Source organism: Roseibium sp. Sym1 (assembly GCF_027359675.1).
Lineage (GTDB): Bacteria > Pseudomonadota > Alphaproteobacteria > Rhizobiales > Stappiaceae > Roseibium.
Genome location: NZ_CP114786.1, coordinates 2,336,295 through 2,360,053, shown reverse-complemented (window position 1 = coordinate 2,360,053; position 23,759 = coordinate 2,336,295). Strand labels below are relative to the sequence as shown.

Annotated in this window: 19 protein-coding genes; 13 read left to right on the top strand and 6 right to left on the bottom strand. The window is 63.0% G+C overall.

Translation table 11 applies throughout. The annotated features are described in order from the left end of the window. Nucleotides 1-175: 175 nt before the first annotated feature. Nucleotides 176-1,657, top strand: a complete 1,482-nt coding sequence (locus O6760_RS10780; protein ID WP_269585374.1) for a sensor histidine kinase — start codon at nt 176-178, stop codon at nt 1,655-1,657. Further along, on the top strand, nt 1,654-2,358 hold the full coding sequence (locus O6760_RS10775; protein WP_269585373.1) for a response regulator transcription factor: 705 nt from the start codon (nt 1,654-1,656) through the stop codon (nt 2,356-2,358). The genes O6760_RS10780 and O6760_RS10775 overlap by 4 nt, the downstream gene beginning before the upstream one ends. A 27-nt stretch (nt 2,359-2,385) precedes the next feature. On the opposite strand, the gene O6760_RS10770 is transcribed toward O6760_RS10775, so the two are convergent. Further along, on the bottom strand, nt 2,386-3,795 hold the full coding sequence (locus O6760_RS10770) for an SLC13 family permease (protein ID WP_269585372.1): 1,410 nt from the start codon (nt 3,793-3,795) through the stop codon (nt 2,386-2,388). Between the two features lie 162 nt (nt 3,796-3,957). On the opposite strand from O6760_RS10770, the gene O6760_RS10765 reads away from it, so the two are divergent. Further along, the gene (locus tag O6760_RS10765; protein WP_269585371.1) at nt 3,958-4,290 is read left to right on the top strand and encodes a hypothetical protein; all 333 of its coding nucleotides are present in this window, start codon (nt 3,958-3,960) and stop codon (nt 4,288-4,290) included. A gap of 15 nt (nt 4,291-4,305) precedes the next feature. On the opposite strand, the gene O6760_RS10760 is transcribed toward O6760_RS10765, so the two are convergent. The 4 genes from O6760_RS10760 to O6760_RS10745 all read right to left on the bottom strand — a co-directional run bounded on the left by O6760_RS10760 (nt 4,306) and on the right by O6760_RS10745 (nt 9,579). Continuing rightward, on the bottom strand, nt 4,306-4,989 hold the full coding sequence (locus O6760_RS10760) for a hypothetical protein (protein WP_269585370.1): 684 nt from the start codon (nt 4,987-4,989) through the stop codon (nt 4,306-4,308). Nucleotides 4,990-5,241: 252 nt separating this feature from the next. Next, nucleotides 5,242-6,690: a caspase family protein gene (locus O6760_RS10755; protein WP_269585369.1), complete on the bottom strand. Its 1,449-nt coding sequence runs from the start codon at nt 6,688-6,690 to the stop codon at nt 5,242-5,244. Between the two features lie 286 nt (nt 6,691-6,976). Then, entirely contained in the window at nt 6,977-8,470 is a 1,494-nt protein-coding gene (locus tag O6760_RS10750; RefSeq protein ID WP_269585368.1) for an aldehyde dehydrogenase family protein, read from the bottom strand. Nucleotides 8,471-8,472: 2 nt separating this feature from the next. Next, nucleotides 8,473-9,579: a mandelate racemase/muconate lactonizing enzyme family protein gene (locus O6760_RS10745; RefSeq protein WP_269585367.1), complete on the bottom strand. Its 1,107-nt coding sequence runs from the start codon at nt 9,577-9,579 to the stop codon at nt 8,473-8,475. A 395-nt stretch (nt 9,580-9,974) separates the two neighbouring features. Here O6760_RS10745 and pdxR point away from each other — a divergent pair, with 395 nt between their 5' ends. From pdxR to O6760_RS10710, 7 genes are all read left to right on the top strand, one after another. Next, entirely contained in the window at nt 9,975-11,462 is a 1,488-nt protein-coding gene (pdxR, locus tag O6760_RS10740) for a MocR-like pyridoxine biosynthesis transcription factor PdxR (protein ID WP_269585366.1), read from the top strand. A 109-nt stretch (nt 11,463-11,571) separates the two neighbouring features. After that, entirely contained in the window at nt 11,572-12,648 is a 1,077-nt protein-coding gene (locus O6760_RS10735) for an extracellular solute-binding protein (protein WP_269585365.1), read from the top strand. Nucleotides 12,649-12,803: 155 nt separating this feature from the next. Next, nucleotides 12,804-13,928, top strand: a complete 1,125-nt coding sequence (locus tag O6760_RS10730) for an ABC transporter ATP-binding protein (protein WP_269585364.1) — start codon at nt 12,804-12,806, stop codon at nt 13,926-13,928. After that, the gene (locus O6760_RS10725) at nt 13,928-14,797 is read left to right on the top strand and encodes an ABC transporter permease (protein ID WP_269585363.1); all 870 of its coding nucleotides are present in this window, start codon (nt 13,928-13,930) and stop codon (nt 14,795-14,797) included. The genes O6760_RS10730 and O6760_RS10725 overlap by 1 nt, the downstream gene beginning before the upstream one ends. A gap of 14 nt (nt 14,798-14,811) precedes the next feature. Beyond that, nucleotides 14,812-15,672 carry an ABC transporter permease gene (locus O6760_RS10720; RefSeq protein WP_269585362.1) on the top strand — a complete coding sequence of 287 codons (861 nt, stop codon included), beginning with the start codon at nt 14,812-14,814 and terminating at the stop codon, nt 15,670-15,672. An 8-nt stretch (nt 15,673-15,680) separates the two neighbouring features. Next, nucleotides 15,681-17,303 carry a GMC family oxidoreductase gene (locus O6760_RS10715; protein ID WP_269585361.1) on the top strand — a complete coding sequence of 541 codons (1,623 nt, stop codon included), beginning with the start codon at nt 15,681-15,683 and terminating at the stop codon, nt 17,301-17,303. A gap of 9 nt (nt 17,304-17,312) precedes the next feature. After that, nucleotides 17,313-18,611 (top strand): NAD(P)/FAD-dependent oxidoreductase, encoded by a 1,299-nt coding sequence (locus O6760_RS10710; protein WP_269585360.1) that lies wholly within the window; start codon nt 17,313-17,315, stop codon nt 18,609-18,611. Between the two features lie 185 nt (nt 18,612-18,796). Here O6760_RS10710 and O6760_RS10705 read toward each other — a convergent pair whose 3' ends face one another. Continuing rightward, nucleotides 18,797-20,416, bottom strand: coding sequence for a GMC family oxidoreductase (locus O6760_RS10705; protein ID WP_269585359.1), 1,620 nt, complete (start codon nt 20,414-20,416; stop codon nt 18,797-18,799). 349 nt (nt 20,417-20,765) lie between these two features. Here O6760_RS10705 and O6760_RS10700 point away from each other — a divergent pair, with 349 nt between their 5' ends. The 3 genes from O6760_RS10700 (at nt 20,766) to O6760_RS10690 (ending at nt 23,759) form a co-directional block, all read left to right on the top strand. After that, on the top strand, nt 20,766-21,950 hold the full coding sequence (locus O6760_RS10700; RefSeq protein ID WP_269585358.1) for an oxygenase MpaB family protein: 1,185 nt from the start codon (nt 20,766-20,768) through the stop codon (nt 21,948-21,950). Nucleotides 21,951-22,065: 115 nt separating this feature from the next. Further along, the gene (locus O6760_RS10695) at nt 22,066-22,908 is read left to right on the top strand and encodes a squalene/phytoene synthase family protein (RefSeq protein WP_269585357.1); all 843 of its coding nucleotides are present in this window, start codon (nt 22,066-22,068) and stop codon (nt 22,906-22,908) included. After that, nucleotides 22,905-23,759: a squalene/phytoene synthase family protein gene (locus tag O6760_RS10690; RefSeq protein WP_269585356.1), complete on the top strand. Its 855-nt coding sequence runs from the start codon at nt 22,905-22,907 to the stop codon at nt 23,757-23,759. The genes O6760_RS10695 and O6760_RS10690 overlap by 4 nt, the downstream gene beginning before the upstream one ends.

The following is a 23,759-nucleotide window of genomic DNA, read 5'->3' as shown; positions in this document are numbered from 1 at the left end:
CGCCCACGACAACGAACATCGGGCTGATTACAATCGGCACGGCAGGTGAATTCCACCTACCAATACTAATCAATTCTGACGGAATCTGACGGGAGTTGCCTCTTTTCGGTGACACCTGCCTAAAAACAAGGCTGCTTTAGTCCGTGGCACCAAACTGTGACTTGAACCGATTGCAGTGTTCGGCCATCACAAGACCATGATCGACCTCAAGACAATGCTGCTCCTGGAATTCGCCACAACGACCTTCATGGCAATCGCCTGGATGCTCGTGTGGATTTTCTGGCGGCATATCTACGAACTGAAGGTCATAGCCGCCGGGTTCGTCGCCGTCGCGGTGGGCCTGTTTCTCTATCTGCAAAGGGGTCCGGATCCGTCCCTCCTGCGCATCGTCACGGACAACATGGTCATCAAGTTTGGCCTGGTCCTGTGGGCCGACGGGCTGGCGCGCTTTCTCGGCCAAAGGCGCAATTTGTGGATCGGCATTGCCTGCCTGGCCGCCCAGTTCGTTTCCTGGACCGCGGCAGTCATCTACATTCCCGACAGCCTTGCGTTTCGCATTCACGCCTCGACGGCCTTTACCGTCGTGATGATGAGCCTGATGATCCGCACGCTTGCCATGGACCGGAGCCAACCGCGTTTCCTGCGCTGGATCACCATCGCCCTGCTCGCCGAATATGTCGGTGCAAGTCTGCTGCAGAGCGCACTGGTCCACCTGAACCCCGCAACCGTCGCGAACAGCCGGGTGCTCTCGGACATCAACGCCTGGTATTTCTTCCAGGGTCACATGTTCATTGTCGGCTTCTTCATCTGCCTGGTCTTCATGGTCGGCATGCGCCTGTCGATGGACCTGCGCGACCGCAACACGGCCCTTGCGCGCGAAGTTGCCATCAGGCGCCAGCTGGAACAGGAGCTGTCGGCGAGCCTGGAAGGCGAGAAGACCGCCCGCAAGGAACAACGGCAGCTCATGCGCATGGTCAGCCACGAATTCCGAACGCCGCTCGCGGCGATCCGTTACGCCAGCGAGATGCTGTCAACATTGCTCCCCAGTCCCCAGGAAGCCGTTTCCAAACGGATCAGGGGCATAGACGAGGCGGTGTCCCGCATGACCATGCTGATCGACCGGTTCCTGTCGAGCGAGCGCCAGCAAGAAGGTGTCCTGAAAATCGAGACGGTCGATATGCCCGCGCTGATACGGGAAATCCAGCAGCATTTCGATCATGCCGCTCTCGGCAATCGCCTGATCTTCGATGCCGCTGCACGGCTGCCAGCCTTCAGCACGGATGTGGAAATGCTGAAGACGGTGATCGTCAACCTGATAGACAATTCCCTGAAATATTCCGATGGCTCGGATGCCGTCGAGATCACCATTTCCATCCGGGACGACATGCTGGTCATCCAGGTCGCCGATCGCGGCATCGGCATTCCCGCGGAGGAGAGCGGCCTGGTCGGCCAGCGTTTCTACCGTGCGTCCAACACCAGCGGCACCGGCGGCAGCGGCCTCGGTATTCACACCTGCAGGCAGTTGCTCGGGTATCACGGCGGCAGGCTCCAACTGCGGCCGCGCCAAAACGGCGGCACGCTTGCCCGCGTTCATCTGCCCGCGGCCGGCTCCCTGCCGAATCGTGTCCTGGAGCAACTGACCATGGAGGCGGTATGAGCAGGATTCTCATCGTCGAGGACGAAAACGCCCTGCGCGCGGATCTGGTGGACTACATGTGCCTGAACGGGTTCGAGGCTCAGGGCGCCGGAACGGCGGCCGACATGTATGCCGTGCTTGCCGAGCCCGTCTTGCCCGATGTCATCATCCTCGACATTTCCCTTCCCGACGGCAACGGCTTCGAGCTGGCAACGGACATCCGCGCCCGGCTGAACTGCGGCATCATCATGCTGACGGCCCATGGCGATCCGGAAAGCCGTGTTCAGGGGTTCGAAAGCGGCGCCGACATCTACCTGGTCAAACACACCAGCCTGCGGGAAATTTCCGCGGCCGTGCAGAGCCTGTTGCGGCGGCTCGCGCCCGAAACCGAGGATCCCTCACCTCAGCAATGGCAGCTGGACCCGACCGCGTGGAAGCTCCTGGCACCGGACGGCAAGGTGATCCGCTTGACCGCAACCGAAAACACCTTTGTCAGTACCCTGATCGAGCATTCCGGCGCCACTTGCACACGGGATCAGCTCTCCAGCATCCTGTCCCGGCGCCAAACCCAGTTCGACAACCGGCATCTCGACGCGGTCGTCAGCCGGCTGCGGCGCAAGATCACCGATTCAACATCGGCCGAACAGCCGATCAAGTCGGTCTACGGCGTCGGTTATTCCTTCGGCGCACCAGGCCGGATCGACTCCAGGCAGCCGTCCTGACCGAAACGCCTAGGGCCGGACTGCCGCCTAGAACACGACCGGTCCGAGCAGCGACCCTGCCGCCAGCGCCACAAGAATACCGATGAGATCGAGCGGTGCGCCTGCCCGGAGCATATCCGGACGGGTCACGCAGGGATTGGCAAAGACGATCGCGTTTGGCGGGGTCGCGACCGGCAGCATGAAACCGATCGAGGCGGCCATCGCCACCGGCAGCGCGAAGGTCAGCGGATCGGCGCCAATGCCGACGGCTGCGGCACCGGCCACGGGCAGGAAGATCGCCGCCATCGCCGTGTTGGAGGCGAGTTCTCCGAGATAGACGATGATGAGCGCCATGGCGAGCAGGATCCAGAGTGTCGGCAGCCCCTCCAGACCTTGTGCCTGCTGCCCGATCCAGCCGGCCAGACCGGTCCGTTCGATAGCGGAGGCGAGCGACAACCCGCCGCCGAACAGGATGAGGACGTCCCACCTGAGGTTCGCGGCCGTCTCCCAATCCAGCAGTCGAGCACCCGTGCGATTGCCCGCACTGATCACGAACAGCGCGAGCGCCCCGGTCATCGCGATGCCCGCATCGCTTATGCCAAGACCGGGCAACGCCTCCGAAAGCAGCGGCCGAAGCATCCAGCCACTGGCCGTCAGGGCAGCTACGATTGCCAGGCGCTTCTGTCCTGCCGACAGCGGCTCGGAGGGCGGAATGGAAACCTCGATCGGCTCTGTTCCCATGGTGAAGGTAAAGCGCGTCAGGAACATCCATGTCAGCGGCAACAACAAGATCACGACCGGAAGGCCGACAAGCATCCATTCGGCGAAGCCGATGACGATGCCATGGGCGTCTTCCATATAGGCGGCGAAAAGCGCGTTGGGCGGTGTTCCGATCAGCGAGCCCATGCCGCCGATGGTCGCCGCGTACGCAACGCCCAGCATCAAAGCGGTGCCGAAACCGTCCTTCTCCCCTCGAAGCGCGGCAATGGACGCTGCAATCGGCGCCGCCACCATGGTTGAGGCCGTGTTGCTGATCCACAGACTGAGAAAGGCGGTCGCGACCATGACCGACAGGATAACCCGTTTCGGGTCCCCGTGTGTCCGCGCCAGGATCGCAAAGGCCAGGCGCCGGTGCAGTCCCCATTTCTCGATGGCCTTGGCGATCATGAAACCGCCGAGAAACAGGAAGATCACCGGGTTGGCATAGGAGGACGACAGATCGGCAATCGTTGCGATGCCGGCAAGCGGAAAGAGCGCAAGCGGCAACAGCGCCGTCACCGCGAGCGGGATGGTTTCCGTCACCCACAGAACGGCCATCAGGATCCCGACGCCGGCCGCCGCCTGCGCACCGGAGGTGAGCCCGGCCTGCGGCGGCAACACCGAACCTGCGATCGCGATTACCACGGCGCACGCGTTGGCGGCGGTCACGATCGCCGGGCTTGATATTCTCCAGTCCATGCCGAATCCCCTTGTCTGGCTCCGACTCTGGAAGGGCTGCACTCGCAAAACAAGTCGTGAAAACCCGTGCAGGCCTGTGACGACCAGGGTCTGATGCTCCCCGCAATTGAACCACTTTGCCCCAAGCGCGTTTTCCAGGGAGACAGCATTCAGGAGGACGTCATGGCCCTTTTACGAAATAGGGGAAACAGCCTGTGTGCCGGGACAACCGTCCTGGCGGTCGCCGCCATTGTATTTCTTGGATATCCGGCGGAGGCCGACCAGCCCACCGGCGACTGCGTCGTCACACCGGGAGAGGAGCGCCCGCTGGAACAGCAGGACACAACCGCCGGCATCATGACCGAATGCGACGGCGTCCTGAAGCCCGCGCCCGTCGGCGATGCCGAGCTGGTCGAACCGGCACCGGAAAAAGGCAGAACACCGGTCATCGAGCCCGGCGAGATCCCCGCCCGGCCGTCACCCGGCGACGACCCTGCTGCACCGGCCGGCGACTGAGTGCTGCGATCCGCCTCAGGACCGCAACAACCGTTTTGACGATCCGACCGCCGTGGCGATCTGCGAGTAGTGGGTCTTGCGCTTTTCGGAATTCCCGGCTGACCGCAGCAGCTTCGTGACGGTTTCGTCGATCGCGGCGGAGGCTTCCCTGTTCGCCTGCTCAAGGCTGGCCTTGGCAACCGCGCGATAGGAGCGCCGCCCCTGTGAAACGCGTGGAGCGGTTGGGTCCTGATAGCGGGTTACAATACGATCGAGCTTGCGGGACAGGCTTCTGAGTTCCCGTGCAGCCGGCTGATAGCCTGGCCGGTTTTCGATCGTGGACGCCGCCCGCGCCAGGACGTTTCGAAAACAGTCAACGCGGTATTCCGGGCGGAAGTTGGCCTGGCACTCCCTGCCGCCGCTCTCGATGAGCCAGACAACGCCCCGCGTAACCCGGTCGCTCAGTCCGTCGGAAGCGCTCAACCGCGGATCCCTTTCGCCGGCATAGGAAGGCGAACTGGACGAACTGGAGCTCATGCTTTCACTGGAATTGTACTGAACAAGCAGCAGGTCATTCGGGAGCGCTTTGCCGTCCTCAAAAGGTAGCGGCGATGGTCCGGCAGGCAACACCATTGCATTTGCGGGGCTGGCTGACGCCGCCACAAGCTGCCCAGCCATGCACGCGGCAAGAAGGCCGGCACTGATTTTGCTCTTGAACATGTTTCACCTCAACAAATCTCGACATTCATTTAAAAAAATCAGATGTCTGAAAATCGGAATCAAATATTATGAAAATACTGAAAGCGAATAAATTCTACTGGATTACATATTTTTACATTGGCAAATTTCCAAAACACACTCAATAGTAGTCAGATTCCATTAACTTCAATCATAAAATCTTGACCAAATACAATAGTCTCAAAATTACTCTGCGAAAGCAAGCTATCCAGAAGAAGGTCCGCCTCGGACTCGTCAATCCGAAAGGCCATAGGCCTTGCGGAGACCGCGCTGAGTCTGCGGTCCGAACTGGCCGTCGATGCTGCCCGTATAAAAGGAACGTTCGGACAGCTTTCGCTGCAGGGACCTGCGCGTCTCGGCCTTGAACATCTTCGGGTTTTCCGACAACTGCCCCAGGACCTCCTCGTTGCCCGATCTCAGGGCGCGATAGAGATATTCCGCCGCGTCGTCAGGCTTCTTGCCCTCCACGACACCGTCATCAATGAGAGCCGCATAGTTGAACATGGCTTCAGGGTGCCGCTGGTCCGCCGCCTGTCCGAACAGCTCGATCGCCTTCTTGGGATCGCGCACGATGCCCAGCCCGCCCTGGTAGTGAAGAAAGCCGAGATCGTTGATCGCATCCGCAAAGCCCTCGGCTGCCGATTTGCGGAACAGCTCCAGGGCCCTGTCGACATCCTGCTCGACGCCGATGCCGCGTTCGTACATGCGGGCAAGCTCGAACATGGCCTCGGGATCTCCGGCATCGGCGGCCTGTTCCAGCAGCGCCGCCGCGCGCGCCGGGTCATAGCGGTCCTCGTCCGGATTGAGGCGCATGTAGGCAAGCCCCTTCAACGCCCTGCTGTCGCCTTCCCTTGCCGCCACCTGCAACTGTTCTTCCTGGTCGATTTCCAGCCGGCCCCAGGCATTCTTGCGCGCGGAGGCCTCCAGGACATTGACCTCCTGGCTGGTCCCGGCGAGGAAATAAGGTTTGCCGGACAGCGATCCGTAAGTGTGTGGCTCCTGCGCGTTCCCGGTCGTCTTCAGGACCGTGTCCCGGACCTTGCGAAAGGCAAGTCCGATTTCAAGATCCCGTGTCTTCAGGGTCTGCGCAAGTGCCATCGCGAAGGGACTGTTGTCACCTGCGCCGTCCAGGGCAACGGCTCCGGCTTCCGCGGCATAGGCAACCAGGGTTCCGCGCTCGGGCGAGGCCGGTGCAAGCCCCTGACGGGCGCTTCTGTTGTCGACCGTGAGCGTCTCGCGGCTGCCGCCGAGATCCGCGAAGGGATCGTTGCGGCAGGAATCCAGGATCACGATCCTGAGCTGCCGGGCCTTGTCGACCGCCGCCAGAATATCGTCGAGAGAAACGGACGTATCGGCGACCTGCTGACGGCTGCTCGCCTTGGCATCCGCGGGAACCAGGTAGTTGCGTCCGCCGACCTCGATCCCGTGACCCGCGTAGTAGACAAGGGCGACATCTGCCGTTTCCGCCTCGAAGGCGAACTGTTCCAACAGGTCACGGAACTCGGCCAGACCGATGTCGAAATGTTCCGACACCCTGAAATTCAATTCGTTGAGCGTGTCCGAGATGAGCTTGCCGTCATTGGTCGTGTTGGCCAGATCGGGCGCGTTCTCGTAGCCGGCAATGCCGACCACCAGGGCCATGCGTTTTTCGGCAAAGGGATCGGTTGCCGATTGAGCCGCCATGCACGACAGCAACAGAAGCAGAAGAGCAAGCTGAAGGAGACCACTGCCACAGGCACTAAAAGCCCGCGGAAGCGGCGTGGTCCGGATGGGGGCATGACACAAGCGCATGAGAGACAAGTTTCTGCCTTTGATCCACGTTCGGTAGCGCTGTCCCCATCATTGGCTCATCGGTCCGTCAACACAAGCCCCCTTTCGCCGCAACCCGCATGATTGCTCACCCCACCTGCGTAAAAAGAGGCCGGTTCGACGATGCGAACCGGCCCAGGGGAGGAAACGGCATATCTGTTCAGGCGATCCTGGCGGCAATGCTCTTGGTCTTGCAGTAGCTCTTCAGTCCTTCCAGGCCCTTCTCCCGGCCGAAGCCGGATTTCTTGTTGCCGCCGAACGGCACCTCGATGCCGCCGGCGAAATACTCGTTGATGAAGATCTGTCCCGCGTCGATCTTGCGCGCGAACCGATGGGCCCGGGCAAAATCGGATGTGTAGATGCCGGCGACCAGGCCGTACTGGCAGTCATTGGCCAGCTCCAGCGCGTGATCCGCATCCTCGGCGACCTGCACGGTGAGCACCGGCCCGAAGATCTCCTCCTGCGCCAGTTCGTCGTCGGCGGCGACCGCGTCGACGATGGTCGGCTCGAAGAACCAGCCCTTGCCCGTTGCCGGGTCCTTCGTGACGGAGCCGCCGACGGCGATATGGGCGCCGCGCTCTTTCGCCCGGTCGACAAAACCCGCGATCCTGGCAAGGTGCTCGGCGGAATTCACCGGACCGACATCCGGCTGCTCAAGGCCGTGCCCAAGCTTCAGGGTTTTCACACGGCGAACCAGTTCGGCGACGAAGTCCCCGTGGATGCTTTTCTCGATCACCAGGCGCGAACCCGCCGAACAGATCTGGCCGGCATTCTCGTAGATCGCGCCGATGACCCCGTCGAGGGCCTGCTCCTTGTCGCAATCGGCCAGCACCACCACCGGCGACTTGCCGCCGAGTTCCAGCACCACCCGGGTGATGTCTTCGGCCGCCGCCTTCATCACCGTCCGGCCCGTCTGCACCGAGCCGGTGAAGGTGATGTGGTCGACGTGCCGATGGGAAGTCAGCGGCGCTCCGGTCTCCGCGCCCGTGCCGGTGACGACGTTGCAGACACCGTCCGGCAGACCGGCCTCGCTCAGGATCTTCGCCAGCATCAGAGCCGTGAACGGTGTCTGCTCCGCAGGCTTGGCGACAACCGTGCAGCCCGCCGCAAGGGCAGGCGCGAAACCTCTGGCGGCGGTCGAAATCGGAAAGTTCCACGGAATGATATGCGCCGTCACGCCGACCGGCTCGTGGATGGCGTAGCCGATATAGTCCGGCCCGAGTGGAAAGCTGTCACCCTGCAGCTTGTCGCAGGCGCCGGCGTAATATTCGAACGTTCGCGCCGCGCCGCGCACGTCACCCATCGCCTCCTGCAGCGGCTTGCCGCTGTCCAGGGTCTCGGTCACGGCCAGCAGGTCGAGATTGTCGAGGATCAGCTGCGACGCCTTCTGCAGGATACGGGCGCGCTCGACCGGCGCCATGTCCCGCCAGACCGTTTCGAAGGCCCTTCGGGCCGACTGCACTGCCTGATCGACATCCTCGGCCGTTCCGGCCGTGAACCGGGCAAAGGCCTCGCCACGCCCCGGATCGAAGCTGTCCATGGTCCGGTTGTGCGACGGCTGGGTGAAGGTGCCGTCGATGAAATGGCCGAGCGGCAGCGCCGAAAGCGTGCCGGTTTCGGCATATTCTTCCAGAAGTTCGTTGGCAGTTAGCATGCTCAGCGCTCCCAGGAACTGATCTTGTAGGTGGATTTCGCCAGCCATTCCGGGTCGATCTCGACGCCCCAGCCCGGCGCGTCGGTAACGACCGCATGGCCGTCGACAATCTCATAGGGCGAGGACCGGAACAGACCGTATTGCCAGGGATAATAGTCTTCTTCCTCGATGGAGAATTCCAGGTACTTGCCGGCATTCGGAATGGCCCTGAGCAGATGCATGGTGAACAGCGTCACCAGCGACAGGTTGGCCGCGTGCGGCGTGCAGGGCAGGCCTGCCTCGTGCGCCATCCGCGCCACCTGCATGGTGCGCACCATGCCGCCGAGGTAACAGATATCCGGCTGGATCACGTCGACCACGCGCCCGTCGATCATGCGCTTCCAGTCCACAAGCGAACAATCCTGTTCGCCGCCGGTCACATCGATCTCCAGCGCATCGGTCACCTGTTTGGTCTGGTCATAATGCCAGTAGGGGCAGGGCTCCTCGTAATGGGAAATGCCGTTGTCCTGCAGGAGGTGCCCCACTTCGATGGCCTTCGCCGGCGAATAGCAGGAATTGGCATCGACCAGCAGCGCGGTATTGTCATCGAAGGCCTTGCGCATGACCGGCACGATCTCCTCCGTCCGGCCCGGCCATTCGTCCTGGTCCCGGCCGCATTCCGCGCCGATCCGGAACTTGAACGCATCGAAGCCGTACCGGTCCTGCTGTTTTTTCAGCCGGTCGGCCTCGTCGCGGGGCGTGATGTCCCGCTTCATCGACGAGCCGTAGGCGCGCACCTTGCCCGGCGTGCCGCCGATGAGTTCACAGACCGGCTTGCCTTCCAGTTTGCCGCGCAGGTCGAACAGGGCGGTGTCGAGCCCGCCCATGGCGCGGCGCAGATAGGCGCCGGGGAACTTGTGCTCGCGGTCCGGAATGATGTCCATCAGGTGGGCGATGTCAAAGGCGTCCGCGCCCAGGGCATAAGGCGCGACCTGACGGTGCACCACCTCCGCGGTGATGTCGGCGCAATAGGGCGCCACCTGCCCCCAGCCCGTCGCACCGCTGTCGGCCGTCACCCGCACGAAGCAGACAAATTCATTGGTAAATGTTTCTATTGATTGGATTTTCATGTCTTGCACGGACCCGGTGACAGGTCCTTCCCGGCAGGTTTGATTTTGGCTCTCTGCCGAACCTACCCGGAATTGGACTTGAATTAAGGTCCGTTTTGCGCAAATTCTCATACCAATTTGGAGCGCCAGAGCCTGTCCACTCAATCCAGGATCATTTGATGTCGAAAAGCAGTTCACTCGGCGAGGCGCGTCGCGAAGTGCGATGCGGTACATCGGTCAAGCGGCGTAACGCTGCCGATGGACTGCTTTGCGTCACCCGGAGGGCCGGGCTTTTGCGTCCGCTGACCACGTTGGCTTGCGCTTGTGGTGGAACCACCCCACCGCGCGCAACCCGCCTCGTCAGCAAACGCAACCGCACCGGTCAAATGAACCTAGATTGAATGGGCATCCTCTAGATGAAACGTCATGCAGGTGCGGTGCTGTCGTCGATCAAGATCGACAAGACAGCCGACAGGAAAATTTCCATCCAGCTCTACATGGCCCTGCGCGACCTGTTGCTGACCGGAGCCCTGACGCCGGGCGACCGGCTGCCGGCAACCCGGACCCTGGCGCAGGAAATCGGCGTTTCGCGCACAACGGTCATCGACGCGGTCGACCGGCTGATCTCGGAAGGCCTTCTGGAAGCAAGGGTCGGCGCCGGAACCTTTGTCAGCGAGGCGCTCAATGCCCGCCTTGCGCCGAGACCTTCTCAGGAAGTCAGCGACACGGCTCCGGTGGAGCCACGCCTGTCCCATGCCACCCGCCACGCCATTCCGGACTTCACCCTGAGATCCCGCCTGCCGCACAAGTCCCAGGCGTTCGTCACCGCCCTGCCTGCGCTCGACGCCTTCCCGATGGCGCAATGGGCCAAGCTGTCCGCCCGGCACTGGCGCAAGGACCGGGACCATATTGCAGGCTACGGCGAACCCTTCGGCTATATGCCGCTCCGCCGCGCCATCGCCCGTCAGCTCAACGCCTCGCGCGGCATCAAGTGCGACCCGCAGCAGGTCTTCATCACCAACGGCGCCCAGCGCGCCTTTTCCGTGGTCGGCGGCATGCTGGTCAATCCCGGCGAACCGATCTGGTTCGAGAACCCCGGAGCGATCGGCGCCCGCAACGCCTTTGTCGCCATAGGTGCCAATCCGGTTCCGGTCGATGTCGACCTGGAAGGGCTCAGTGTCGAGGACGGCCTGGCCAAGGCCCCGCACTTCCGGCTCGCCTTCGTCACGCCCTCGCACCAGCAGCCGCTCGGCCATGTCATGAGCCTGTCGCGGCGGCTGGCGCTCCTGAAGGCCGCCAACGAAGCCGATGCCATGATCGTCGAGGACGATTACGACGGCGAATTCTATTACGGCGACCAGCCGCCGCCGACCCTGAAGAGCATCGACACCCATGGCCGCGTGATCTATGTCGGCACGTTCTCGAAATCCCTTTTCCCGGCGCTTCGGCTCGGCTTCGTCCTCGTTCCGGAAGGCCTCGTCGACAGCTTCGAGAAGGTCTGCCTGACCTGGCTGAGCGGCGTGCCGACCGTTACCCAGGCCATCGTCGCCGAATTCATGGACGAGGGCATGTTCGCGACCCACATCCGCACCATGCGCCAGCTCTACAAGAGCCGCCACGACACCCTGATGGAGGAGGCCCGGGACCTTGCCGGCGATATCGACCTGCAACCGGCCAGCAGCGGCTTTCATGCCGTTGGCCTGTTGTCACCCGGTGTCGATGAAGGCAAACTCGTCGCCAGAGCCGCCGAGCATGGCATCACGACCGTGCCGCTTTCCCGCTATGCGCTCACCGGAATCCCGCAGCGCGGCATCGTGCTCGGGTTCGGCAGCTGCGCGCCGGAAGAGATCAAAAAGGGCGTTCAGGTACTGAAGACGATCCTGCCGGAATACTGCAACCGCTAACCGGCCGGGTCGAACAATTGGACTGCTAAATTATCTGCAATGGATATATTTGGCAGGCCAATTCAATCCTAGGCTTTTTTACGGTGCTGCGTGAATTCAGGAGGACGTCATGCATTTCAAGACAACACTTACTGGCCTTTTGGCCGCAACCATGCTTGCCGGTGCAGGCTCCGCCCAGGCGGAAACCCTGCGCCTTTTGACCTGGGGCTCCTACGCGCCCGATGAACTGGTCCAGAAATTCGAAGAAGAATATCCGGACATCGATGTCGAGGTCACCTTCTCCAACAACGAGGAAATGATCGCCAAGCTGCGCGCGACCGGCGGCGCGGGCTTCGACCTTGCCCAGCCGAGCCACGACCGCATCTACGCGGCGCAGCTCGAATACGACATCTACAAGCCGCTCGATCTTTCCAAGATCGACACGAGCGTCATGGAAGCCAAGCTTCTGGACGGCGTGAAGGCCAACACCACGATCGAGGGTGAGGTCTATGCCGTACCGCACCAGTGGGGCACGTCCGGCCTGATGGCCGACAAGAGCAAGGCCGCCGATTTCAAGAGCTGGGCCGATCTCTGCGACCCGGCCTACAAGGGCAAGACCTCGATGCGCCTGAAGCGCACCATCCTGCTCGGCACCGCCTTCTCCATGGGCGAGGATCCGTTCGCGGCCTATTCCGACCTCGAGAAATACCAGGGCATCCTGGACAAGGTTGCCGACAAGCTGATCGAGTGCAAGGGCAACATCAAGGCCTACTGGAAGGGCGGCGACGACCTTTCTGCCATGATGCTGTCGGGCGAGATCGTGGCATCCGAAACCTGGGATTCCACCGCCTACAAGCTCTACGACCAGAACCCGGACATCGTCTTCGTGCCGCCGAAGGAAGGCGCGCTTGCCTGGATCGACACCTTCGCCCTGCCGCGCAAGGCCAAGGCCGATGACGCCGCCTACAAGTGGATCAACTTCGTGCTGCGCCCGGAAAACGTCACCCTGATGTCCGCCAGCACCGGCGCCATCGCGGCCGTCAAGGGCGGCAAGGACCTGTTGCCGGAGGACAAGAAGGCCGCCGTCAACGCCGCCTTCACCGATGCCGACATCGACAATCTGAAGTTCTTCGCCAACATTCCCCCGGGCGTGGAGGACATGGAAGGCAAGACGCTTGAGAAGATCAAGGCAGCCACCGGCGGCTGATCCCGCCACCTGATCCGAAAAACGGGGCTGTCAGCGCCACCCGCCCTGACAGCCTCATCGTCAAAGGGGTCCCGGGGTCAGACCCTTGGACGCTGAAACGAGGACGCCGCATTGAACGGTGTTCCCGCCCCCACTTCCTTCCAGCTGGCGCATTCATGAAACAAGACAATCCGACCTACGACCTTGAATGTCTCGACATTGCCAAGAATTTCGGACCCGTCCGGGCCGTGAAGGGCGTCTCCTTCGACATTCCGAGCGGGTCCTTCTTCTCCATCCTCGGACCGTCGGGCTGTGGCAAGACCACCTTGATGCGCATGATCGCAGGCTTCGAGGAACCGAGCGGCGGCGACATCAGGATCAAGGGCAAGTCGGTGCTCGGCGTTCCGCCCAACCGGCGCAACGTCAAGATGGTGTTCCAGCACCTGGCGCTGTTCCCGATGATGAATGTCTACGAGAACATTGCCTACGGCCTCCGCTGCGCCGGCTTCGGCAAGGACCACATCAAACGCAAGGTCCATGACGTGCTGGAGCGCATCGCCCTGCCGGATGTCGCCGAACGCGAGATCCACCAGCTTTCCGGAGGCCAGAAGCAGCGCATCGCCATTGCACGCTGCATGGTGCTCGACCCCGATGTACTTCTCCTCGACGAACCGCTCGGCGCGCTCGACCTGAAGCTGCGCGAGGCGATGAAGATCGAGCTGAAACTGCTGCAGCACCAGTTCAACACCACCTTCATCTACATCACCCACGACCAGTCCGAAGCGCTGGTGATGTCCGACAATGTCGCCATCATGAACCAGGGTGAGTTCGAACAGATCGGCACACCCCAGGAACTCTATCACCGCCCGAAGACCGCTTTCGTCGCCGGCTTCGTCGGCGACAGCAACCGCTGGTCCGGCACCGTGAAGACCAGCGACGGCACCGGCGGCAAGGTGGAAACCGAACAGGGCCTGCCGATGAGCTTTTCCGCCGGCGCCGGCCAGACCATCCGCGACGGCGCCAGGGTCGACATTTTCGTGCGGCCGGAATTCATCAGGACCGTGCGGGCGTCCAACACGTCCGCCGGTGGTGCCGACGGCGACAACCAGCTGGAGGGCGTCATCGACAGCCTGCTCTTCAACGGTGCCAACAGCCGCGTTCTGGTGCGCACCGGCAGCGGCGAGCTGATCGAATCCGACGTGACCCTCACCGGTGACAACGACCTGAAACCCGGCGAGGATGTCCGCCTGGTGTGGTCGTCCAGACAGGCCATGTGCTTTGCCCGCCAGGAGGGCGCGTGATGCAGAACAGGGACATCAAGCGGCTGATGCTGATCCTGCTGTTCGCGCCCTTCGCGCTCTGGATCGTGCTCCTGATCATCCTCCCCCATATCGGCATGGTGGTGCTGTCGCTGAAGGAAAAGGTCGCCCCGCGCGTCTATGAATACAGCTTCGCCAACTACCTGGAATTCATCAACGAACCGATCTACTGGAACACGCTTCTGCGCACCGGGTCGATGTCCCTGCTGGTGACCGCCCTGGCGCTCTTGATCGGCTTTCCGATCGCCTATTACATCGCCAAGATCGCCGGACCCCGCGCCCGCGGCGGACTGTTCCTGCTCTGCCTGATCCCGCTCTGGGTCTCCGACCTGATCCGTTCCTTCGGCTGGATCCTGCTCCTGCGCGAGACCGGGGTGATTTCCAACTTCCTGCTCTGGACAGGCCTGATCGGCCAGCCGGTGGAATTCCTCTACAACGACGCCGCCGTCATTGTCGGCCTCGTCTATACCGTGATCCTGTTCATGATCGTGCCGCTGGTGTCCACCCTCGACGGCATGGACAATTCCATGATCGAGGCGGGCTACAATCTCGGCGGCAGCGGCTTCACCGTCCTGCGCCGGATCATCGTCCCCTACGCCATGCCGGGCATCGTCGCCGGCTGCATCGTCACCTTCATGCTGACGGCCGGCTCCTACCTGACGCCGATCCTGCTGGGCGGCAAGAATTCCTCCTGGTTCACCGAGCAGATCTACAACCAGTTCATCACGCGCTTCAACTGGGAAGGCGGCGCCGCCTTCGGCATGCTGCTCCTGCTGTTCACCTCGATCGTCATCTGGCTCGGCCTGAAGCTGTCCGGCCAGACGCTTGCCAACACCGTCGCCAAGAGCTGAGGAGGAGAACGATCATGCTCGCGCAAAAGAAACCTTCTCCGTTCCTGCTCGGCTACCGGCTCTACGTCGTCGCCTTCTTCATCTTCCTGGCCGCGCCACTGATCTCTGCGGGGGCCTTTGCCTTCAACGACAGCCTGTTCCCGGCACTGCCCTGGCAGGGCTTCACGCTCGACTGGTTCTTCTCCGACACCGAGCCGAAACTGGGCATGTTCCACGACCGGCGCCTGTTGCAGGGGCTCTACTATTCCTTCGTCATCGCCATCTTCGTGGCGGCCCTCTCCGTCTTTGTCGGCACCACCAACGCGTTCCTGTTCGTGCGCGGCGAGTTCCCGGGCAAGAATTTCTTCTACATCATGATGGTGGTGCCGCTGGTGATCCCCGGCGTGATCCTCGGCATTTCCATTCTGGTGCTGGCCAGCGACACGGCCAACTACGTCGAGAACCGTTTCGACCTGGAACTGGAGTTTCTGCGCCCCGGCATCCTTCTGGTGGTGCTCGGCCAGTTCTCCTTCATCGCCACCATCACCTCGCTGGTGATCACGGCCCGGCTGAAGAAATTCGACGAGACCATGGAGGAGGCCGCCTTCAATCTCGGCGCCAGCCGCGCGAGGGTGCTGCGCACGATTACGCTGCCGTTCCTGCGCCCGGCCATGATCGCCGCCGGCATCGTCGCCTTCCTGGTCTCCTTCGAGAACTTCAACACGACGCTGTTTCTCGTCGGCTCGGAAGCTCCCCTGACAATCACCATGTATGACCGCATGGCCAAGGTCGGCTCGACCCCGGTTCTGAACGCGGTCTCCTTCGTGCTCATGGTCGGCTCCGGCCTGCTGGCGCTTCTCTCCATCCTCATCCAGCGCGACAGGTCCGCTCAATAGGAGTTTTCATGGCGGAGTTCGACTTTGTCATCGTCGGCGCCGGTTCCGCCGGAGCGGTTCTGGCCGACCGACTTTCCGAGGACGGAAAATACACCGTCTGCCTGCTGGAAGCAGGCGGATCGGATCTGAATTTCTGGATCTGGATGCCGATCGGCTACGGCAAGGCGTTCTACAACAAGTCGATCAACTGGATGTACCACACCGAACCCGATCCGGGCCTCAACGGGCGCTCGGGCTACTGGCCGCGCGGAAAGGTGCTCGGCGGCTCCAGCTCGATCAACGCCATGGTCTATATCCGCGGCCAGCACGCGGATTTCGAGGACTGGAAGGCAATGGGCAATCCGGGCTGGGGCTGGGACGATGTCCTGCCCCTCTTCAAGCGTTCGGAATGCAACGAGGGCGGTGCCGACGACTATCGCGGCGGCAACGGACCACTCCACGTTTCCAGCACGGACAAAAGCGTGCATCCGCTCTGCGGGAATTTCATCGAGGCCTGCGAGCAAGCCGGCTTCAGCCGCAATCCGGATTTCAACGGCCGGACCCAGGAAGGCGTCGGCCTCTACCAGATCACCGCCCGCGACGGCTTTCGCATGTCCACCGCCCGGGCCTATCTCTCCCGGGCAAGGAAACGCCGGAATGTCTGCATCGAGACGAAGGCCCATACCACACGCGTGCTCCTGGAAGACGGCCGCGCCACCGGTATCGTCTATCGCCAGCAAGGCGCGGAGAAGACAGTCCGGGCCCGCCGGGAAGTCATCCTCAGCGCCGGTGCCGTCAACTCGCCGCAGCTCCTTATGCTCTCAGGGATCGGCGACGGCGAGGAGCTGCGGGCCAAGGGCATCCCTCCGCTGGTTCACCGTCCCGCTGTGGGCAAGAACCTGCAGGATCATCTCGGCCTCGACTATCTCTACCGCTCGAAAGTGCCGACGCTGAACCAGCAGCTTTACCCCTGGTGGGGCAAGCTGGCACAGGGCATCCGCTATGTGCTGACCCGCAGCGGGCCGTTGTCGCTCAGCGTCAACCAGGCCGGCGGCTTCGTCAAAGGCAATCCGAAAGCCGAGCGGCCGAACATCCAGCTCTATTTCTCCCCGGTCAGCTACACCAGGGCCCCCAAGGGAAAACGCCCGCTGATGAACCCGGATCCGTTCCCCGGTTTCCTGCTTGGCTTTCAGCCGACCCGCCCGACCAGCCGCGGCCATATCTGCCTGCGCTCAGGCCACCCCTTCGATCCGCCGGAGATCCATCCGAATTCGCTCAGCACCAACCGCGATCTCAGCGAGATGATCGAGGGCAGCCGGCTGATGCGCCGGATCGCGGCGAGCCCGGCGCTGCAATCGGTCATCGACGAGGAAATCATGCCCGGTCCCGCGATCCAGTCGGACGAACAGATGCTGGAGGACGTCCGCAACCGCTGTTCCACCATCTTCCACCCGGTCAGCACCTGCCGCATGGGACCGGACGCTGCGGAAAACGTGGTCGACGCACGGCTGAAGGTCTACGGAATTGACGGGCTGCGGGTGGTCGATGCCTCCATCTTTCCGACGGTCACCTCCGGCAACACCAATGCCCCGGCAATCATGGTCGGCGAGAAGGGATCCGACATGATCCTTCAAGACACGCGAGCCGCATAAGAGATGTCGATGGCACGGGAACTGTTCGCAGACGGCTACAGGATGACGCCTTACTGGCAGGACATCGCCCCCAAGGTGACCTTGCCCGATTTGGCCCTGCCTCCTGAAACTGATGTCCTGATCGTCGGTGCCGGCTATACCGGCCTGAACGCCGCGCTGCAGACCGCAGGCGAAGGCCTGGGCACGCTGGTGCTCGATGCCGAACATCCCGGCTGGGGCTGCAGCCTGAGGAATGGCGGCCAGCTCTCGACCAGTCTCAAACCCTCCTTTGCAACGCTCGCAAAGCGCTATGGCAAGGAGCTGGCGACACAGCTCTGCCAGGAGGCCCAGGCCTCGCTCGACTACATGCACGCGCTTTCGCGGGAAGACGGCATCGAGATGGGCCTCAGGGAAGTCGGCCGGTTCCACGGTGCTCACAAGCCGCATCTCTACCGGAAACTGGAACAGGAGTGTGCCGCCGGCCACCCGGTCTGGAAGACAGACACCTTCATGGTGCCAAAAGCGGAAATGGCTGCGGAACTCGGCACCGACGCCTATCACGGCGGCATCGTCTTTCCGCATCACTGCAGCGTGGACGTCTCGGCCTACCACCCGTCCCTGCTGAACAAGGCGCTGGCGTCCGGAGCACGGGTCAAGGGCGCGTGCCGGGTGCTGTCCATCGAGCGTCTTGCCACCGGCTTCGAGGTCCAGACCAGCGAGGGAACGGTCAGGACCGGCAAGGTGATCCTGGCCACCAATGGCTATTCCGGCGCGCTGTCACCCTGGCACCAGCGCCGGATCATCCCCATCGGCTCCTACGTCATCGCAACCGAGGAGCTGCCGAAGGAAACCGTCGACAGATTGTTCCCGACCGACCGGGTGCTCTCCGACACCAGGAAGCTGGTCTATTATTACCGCCTGTCGCCGGACCGGAAGCGCGTGCTCTTCGGCGGCCGGGTCTCCTTGAGCGAAACCGACCCGCGCAACAGCGCCCTGAAACTCCACCGCGACATGACGGCGCTTTTCCCGGAGTTGGCGACTGTGAAGATCAGCCACGCCTGGATGGGTTTCGTCGGCTACACGTTCGACACGCTGATGCATGCCGGCGAAGACGACGGGCTCTATTTCGCCGGAGGCTATTGCGGCTCGGGCGTCGGCATGGCGAGCTATCTCGGCATGCGCATCGGCCAAAAGGCGACAGGCCTGGAAAAGACCCCGTCGGCCTTCGAGCGCATTCCCTTTCCGACCCGCCCGCTCTACACCGGCACGCCCTGGTTCCTGGCCCCCTCCGTCCTGGTTTACCGGATGCGGGACCGGCTGGGGATATGAGGGCGCGTCCCGTTCAAGACAGCCCGGCCGTTCACAATCTCAACCGTCATCCTGAGGAAGGCCGAAAGGCCTGTCTCGAAGGATGGGCGGCAAACTCTGAACAAGCGGCTCATCCTTCGAGACGGACCTGACGGCCCTCCTCAGGATGACGTTGTACTTTGGGCGAACGTATTTGAGAGTGAGCCCTAAACCCGCTGCCCGCTTCTGATCATGTCGGCCGCCTTCTCCGCGATCATGACCACCGGGGAGGCCGTGTTGCCGGAGACGATCTTCGGCATGATCGAGGCGTCGATCACACGCAAGCCGTCGAGCCCGCGGACCCGCAGCTCCGTATCGACCACCGACGCCTCGTCCGCGCCCATGCGGCAGGTGCCGACCGGGTGGAAGATGGTGGTGCCGATATCGCCGATTTTCTTGAGCAGGTCCTCGTCGCTGTCGACCTGCGGTCCCGGCAGGATTTCCTCCGGCTGGTACGGTTGCAGGGCCCTGGCGGTCATGATGGTGCGCGCCTGGCGCACGGATTTCAGCGCGATGTCCTTGTCCTTTTCCGCCGACAGGTAGTTCAGGCGGATGTCCGGCTGCACCGCGTTGCCTTGTTTCGTGACATGCACCGAGCCGGTGCTTTCGGGCCGGAGGTTGCAGACCGACATGGTGATTGCCGGGAAGGGGTGCAACGGATCGCCGAGCTTGTCGGTCGACAGCGGCTGGACGTGATATTCGAGATCCGGCGTTTCCAGAGACGGGTCGGATTTGGAGAACATGCCGAACTGGCTCGGCGCCATCGACATCGGCCCGGACTGGGTCAGGGCGTATTGCAGCGCGATCTTCGCCTTGCCGACCAGGGAATTCGCCATCGTGTTGAGGGTCCTGGCGTTCTGGACCTTGTAGACGGTGCGGATCTGCAGGTGATCCTGCAGGTTCTCACCGACACCGGCGCTTTCATGATGCACTTCCAGGCCCCGGTCGCTCAGGACCTCCGGCGCGCCGATGCCGGACAGTTCCAGGATCTTGGGCGAATTGATCGCCCCGGCTGCCAGCAGCACTTCGCGGTCCGCCGAGGCGCTCAGGACGCGGCCCTTGTGGGTGAAGCGCACGCCGGTGACCTTCTTGCCGTCCAGCACCAGGCTGTCGGTTTCCGCATGCGTGATCAGACGCAGGTTAGGCCGTTTCAGGGCCGGCCGCAGGAACCCCTTGGCGGTGTTCCAGCGCACGCCGTTCTTCTGGTTGACCTCGAAGAAGCCGCTGCCTTCATTGTTGCCATCGTTGAAATCGGCGCGCGGCTCGATGCCGAATTCCCTGGCCCCTTCCTGCACGGCCTTCAGGATGTCCCAGGTCAGGCGCTGCTGCTGCACCTTCCATTCGCCGCCGGATCCATGGAGGTCGGACTTGCCGGCGTGATGGTCCTCCGATTTCAGGAAATAGGGCAGGACGTCCTCCCAGGACCAGCCGACATTGCCGAGCTGGCGCCAGTGGTCGTAGTCGGCCGCCTGCCCGCGCATGTAGATCATGCCGTTGACGGAGGTGCAGCCGCCCAGGACCTTGCCGCGCGGATAGACCAGGCTGCGGCCGTTGAGCCCCGGCTCGGCGGCGGTCTTCATCATCCAGTCGGTGCGCGGATTGCCGATGCAATAGAGATAGCCGACCGGGATATGCACCCAGTGGTAATTGTCGGACCCGCCAGCTTCCAGGAGCAGGACACGCGTGGACGGGTCTTCCGTCAGCCGGTTGGCAAGCACGCAGCCGGCCGTGCCCGCGCCGATGATGATGTAGTCATAGCTTCCATCCAGTCTGTCCGGCCCGCTCATGAAATTTTCGTCCCTGAATTCCTGCCGCCGCGATACCGCCGGCTGTTTTTCCCAGATGTCGTTTTCGCCCGTCCCCGCCGGAACAGGATGGCCAGTCCCTGCCATCACGGAAACACTTCTAACCGAGCGTAGTCTTTCCTTGAAGAAGTGCAACTTGTCCTGCAGGACTAGGTCATACCGCCAAAGTCGCTCCAAAAGGACCGCATGGTATCGGCCAGCCGGAGAATATTCCTGCGGCAATGGAACATCACACTCAAAGCAGCCTGCACTTGCCTTATCGGCGCGCAATTTCTAGGTTGAGTTTCACTTGGCCGGTTATCGAGAGGCCCTGCTCCCCGGGACAGTCATCATGAACAAAAGACCTGCAAGCGTGCCGGAAGCCTACAAGGACGGTTATGCCAGGGCCCGCGAGGCGGATGCCGAGATGGCCGATCGTTATGTCGGCTACACACTTGTCGGCGACCCGCTGGCCGACGCTGCCGCCGCGGAGTTGTCGAAACATCCCGCCGAACAGAGCCAACAGTGGATCAGGAACGGCATGGAAAAGGGAAGCGCGGCCCTCACCGACGCGCCACCCGCCGTTCGCGCCTTCTTCGAGGATGCCGATGCAACGCCGGACTGGGTCGACCCGGAGCTCATGATGGCCGGCTGCCGCGCATTTCACCGGCATTCCGAAATGTTTGTCGGTGCCTTTGTCGGCGCGGTCCTGGTCGAGGGGTTCGCCACCTTGATCAGCCAGTCCTTCAGCATCACCGGACGCATGGTCGACACCGGTGTCCGGCGGCTGAAGCAGAACAATCGCCATCTCGTCGAGATTTTCCTGCCCGGAGGCCTCGACCGGGAGGGCGAGGGCTGGAAACTGTCCGTACGCATCCGGCTCGTTCACGCCCGGATCCGCCACATGCTCCAGGACGCCGACGACTGGAACCCGGACTGGGGCCTGCCGCTCAGCACCGCGCATATTTCCTACGCAACCGCCGCCTTTTCGGGACTGCTCCTCCATCGCGCGCGCATGCTCGGCATTCGCCTGTCGCCCGATGAGGAAAAGGCCTTCATGATGATCTGGCGGTATTCGGGACACCTGATGGGCGTCCCGGAGGACATGCAGTGCGGATCGGTGGAAAGCGCGTTGAGGCTGCAGCGAATCGGCGGCATGTGCGAACCGCCCCCAACCCTCGAGGCCATCCTGCTGGCCAACGGGCTGATCAACTCGGCACCCATTGTTGCAGGCATCACGTCACCGAAGGCCCGCGACGCCCTGACCAGCTATATCTATCGCGTGTCCCGCGCGATGATCGGCGACGAACTGGCGGACGCGCTGAACTATCCAAAGATGAACACCTTCGGCACGCTGGCCTTCCTGAGGACGAAGAACCACGCGGAATCGCTGCTTTTCAAGTTGCTGCCCGCGCTGGGAGCCCGGAATCGCGCACGCCAGTTCCAGAGGATGCTGGATGTCTCGCTTCACGATGCCGAGGGCATCGGCTATCGACTGCCCGTGCATCTTTACGCGGAACATGACGGACCGCTCTGACCCGCGCTCCAATAAGCTCTTGTCGGAACGTGGTGCGCTGTGACAGGTTGCCCCGCAACGACGCCCGGGGCTTAGGCCGCGCGGGCGCGCACGGGTGGAGACAGGTGAGACTGGCGTGAAGACTTCCGAGAATTTTCCAGTGGCCTCGCTGCTGATTCGCCGGGACCTGCGCGAGGATGTCCGGTGCTTTTACGCATTCGCGCGCTCCGCCGACGATATCGCCGACGCCCCCGGCCTCAGCCCCGCCGAGCGTCTTGAGAAGCTCGACCTGTGCGAGGCCGGATTGCGCGGCCGGGACACGGGCACACCAGAGGCAAGGGCGCTGCACAGGACGCTCTCGCGGAAATCGCCGGCATTGCTCGATCATGCCCGCGCACTACTCACCGCCTTCCGGCAGGACAGCCGCGGTCATGAATATGCAACCGACGAAGACCTGCTGGCCTATTGCCGGCATTCGGCCGACCCGGTCGGGCGTTTCCTCCTGGATCTTCACGGTGAGGACGCCTCCTGTCTTGCCCCCTCGGATGCACTTTGCACCACACTGCAGATCCTGAACCACCTGCAGGATATTTGCGACGACAAGACCCGGCTTGACCGTGTCTATCTGCCGGCGGACCGGCTCATGGCCGAAGGCGTGGAACCCAGGGACCTGACCGCCGCGCGCAGCACGGCCGGCCTGCGCCGTGTCATCGACGGATTGCTCGATCTCTGCGACAAGCTGCTGGAGCAGGCCGCCCCGCTGCCGGACCGGATAACGGCGCGCGGCCTTGCCGGCGAGGCGGCGTCCATACTCTGGCTGGCGAACAACCTGTCCCGGCGTCTTCGGCGCGAGGATCCACTGGCAGGCCGTGTCGCGCCCACGCCGCTGGCGTTTCTGCGGGCGGCGCTGGTCGGCGCCGGCCACGCACTGTCGCCCGCGCGCCGCTCCCATCTGGGCCCGGAGTTGCGCGGCCAATGACACACCACCACCCCGCCAGCGACGCAACGGCCGAGGAAGTTCGCCGCGTGGTGTGCGCCGCCGGCTCGTCCTTCGAGTTGGGGATGCGGGTTCTGCCGGCCACGAGGCGGCGGGCGATCTATGCCGTCTATGCCTTCTGCCGGGTTGTCGACGACATTGCCGACGGCGATACGCCAACACATGACCGCCACGCGGATCTTGAAGCCTGGCGGCGGGAATTGACGGAAAGCTACCAAGGCCATCCGCGTACGGCGATCGGGGCCGAACTCGGGCTCGCAGCGGACACCTACGCGCTTCCCCAGGCCGAACTGGACCTTGTCGTCGAGGGCATGCAGATGGATGCAAGCCCGATCGTGGCCCCGGCGCAGGCAGACCTCGACCGCTACATCCGCTGCGTGGCCGGAGCGGTCGGTATCCTCGCGATGCGCATCTTCGGCGCATGGCGCGGCGACTGCTCCGAACGATTTGCCCTGTCGCTGGCCCGTGCGATGCAACTCGTCAACATCATGCGCGATGTCTCGGAAGACGCGGCCATGGGGCGCCTCTACATCCCCCGGCCCGTGCTCGAGGAAACGGGCCTGCCCGCCGACCCCGGGGCGGTTCCGCACCACCCCGCCCTGTCAGACGCGCGCCGATGCCTGGGACGCATGGCGCGCGACAGTCTGCAGGACGCCCTTGCCGAACTTCCCGCGCATTCGCGCCGCGCGATCTTTCCGGCCCTGGTAATGGCAGGACCTTACGCCGCGCTGCTCGAGCGCATGGAGCGTGACTGGCGCACACTGCCGCCCGCCCGTCCGGGCTGGTGGAAGATCATGGACGGGTTGCGCTTCGCGCTGTCCCCGGCGCGGTAG

Excerpts from the sequence above, each read along its gene's own strand:
- O6760_RS10775 (WP_269585373.1), top strand. The coding sequence starts at position 1,654 with ATGAGCAGGATTCTCATCGTCGAGGACGAAAACGCCCTGCGCGCGGAT.
- O6760_RS10770 (WP_269585372.1), bottom strand. The coding sequence starts at position 3,795 with ATGGACTGGAGAATATCAAGCCCGGCGATCGTGACCGCCGCCAACGCG.
- O6760_RS10765 (WP_269585371.1), top strand. The coding sequence starts at position 3,958 with ATGGCCCTTTTACGAAATAGGGGAAACAGCCTGTGTGCCGGGACAACC.
- O6760_RS10760 (WP_269585370.1), bottom strand. The coding sequence starts at position 4,989 with ATGTTCAAGAGCAAAATCAGTGCCGGCCTTCTTGCCGCGTGCATGGCT.
- O6760_RS10755 (WP_269585369.1), bottom strand. The coding sequence starts at position 6,690 with ATGGCGGCTCAATCGGCAACCGATCCCTTTGCCGAAAAACGCATGGCC.
- O6760_RS10750 (WP_269585368.1), bottom strand. The coding sequence starts at position 8,470 with ATGCTAACTGCCAACGAACTTCTGGAAGAATATGCCGAAACCGGCACG.
- O6760_RS10745 (WP_269585367.1), bottom strand. The coding sequence starts at position 9,579 with ATGAAAATCCAATCAATAGAAACATTTACCAATGAATTTGTCTGCTTC.
- pdxR (WP_269585366.1), top strand. The coding sequence starts at position 9,975 with ATGAAACGTCATGCAGGTGCGGTGCTGTCGTCGATCAAGATCGACAAG.
- O6760_RS10735 (WP_269585365.1), top strand. The coding sequence starts at position 11,572 with ATGCATTTCAAGACAACACTTACTGGCCTTTTGGCCGCAACCATGCTT.
- O6760_RS10730 (WP_269585364.1), top strand. The coding sequence starts at position 12,804 with ATGAAACAAGACAATCCGACCTACGACCTTGAATGTCTCGACATTGCC.
- O6760_RS10725 (WP_269585363.1), top strand. The coding sequence starts at position 13,928 with ATGCAGAACAGGGACATCAAGCGGCTGATGCTGATCCTGCTGTTCGCG.
- O6760_RS10720 (WP_269585362.1), top strand. The coding sequence starts at position 14,812 with ATGCTCGCGCAAAAGAAACCTTCTCCGTTCCTGCTCGGCTACCGGCTC.
- O6760_RS10715 (WP_269585361.1), top strand. The coding sequence starts at position 15,681 with ATGGCGGAGTTCGACTTTGTCATCGTCGGCGCCGGTTCCGCCGGAGCG.
- O6760_RS10710 (WP_269585360.1), top strand. The coding sequence starts at position 17,313 with ATGGCACGGGAACTGTTCGCAGACGGCTACAGGATGACGCCTTACTGG.
- O6760_RS10705 (WP_269585359.1), bottom strand. The coding sequence starts at position 20,416 with ATGAGCGGGCCGGACAGACTGGATGGAAGCTATGACTACATCATCATC.
- O6760_RS10700 (WP_269585358.1), top strand. The coding sequence starts at position 20,766 with ATGAACAAAAGACCTGCAAGCGTGCCGGAAGCCTACAAGGACGGTTAT.
- O6760_RS10690 (WP_269585356.1), top strand. The coding sequence starts at position 22,905 with ATGACACACCACCACCCCGCCAGCGACGCAACGGCCGAGGAAGTTCGC.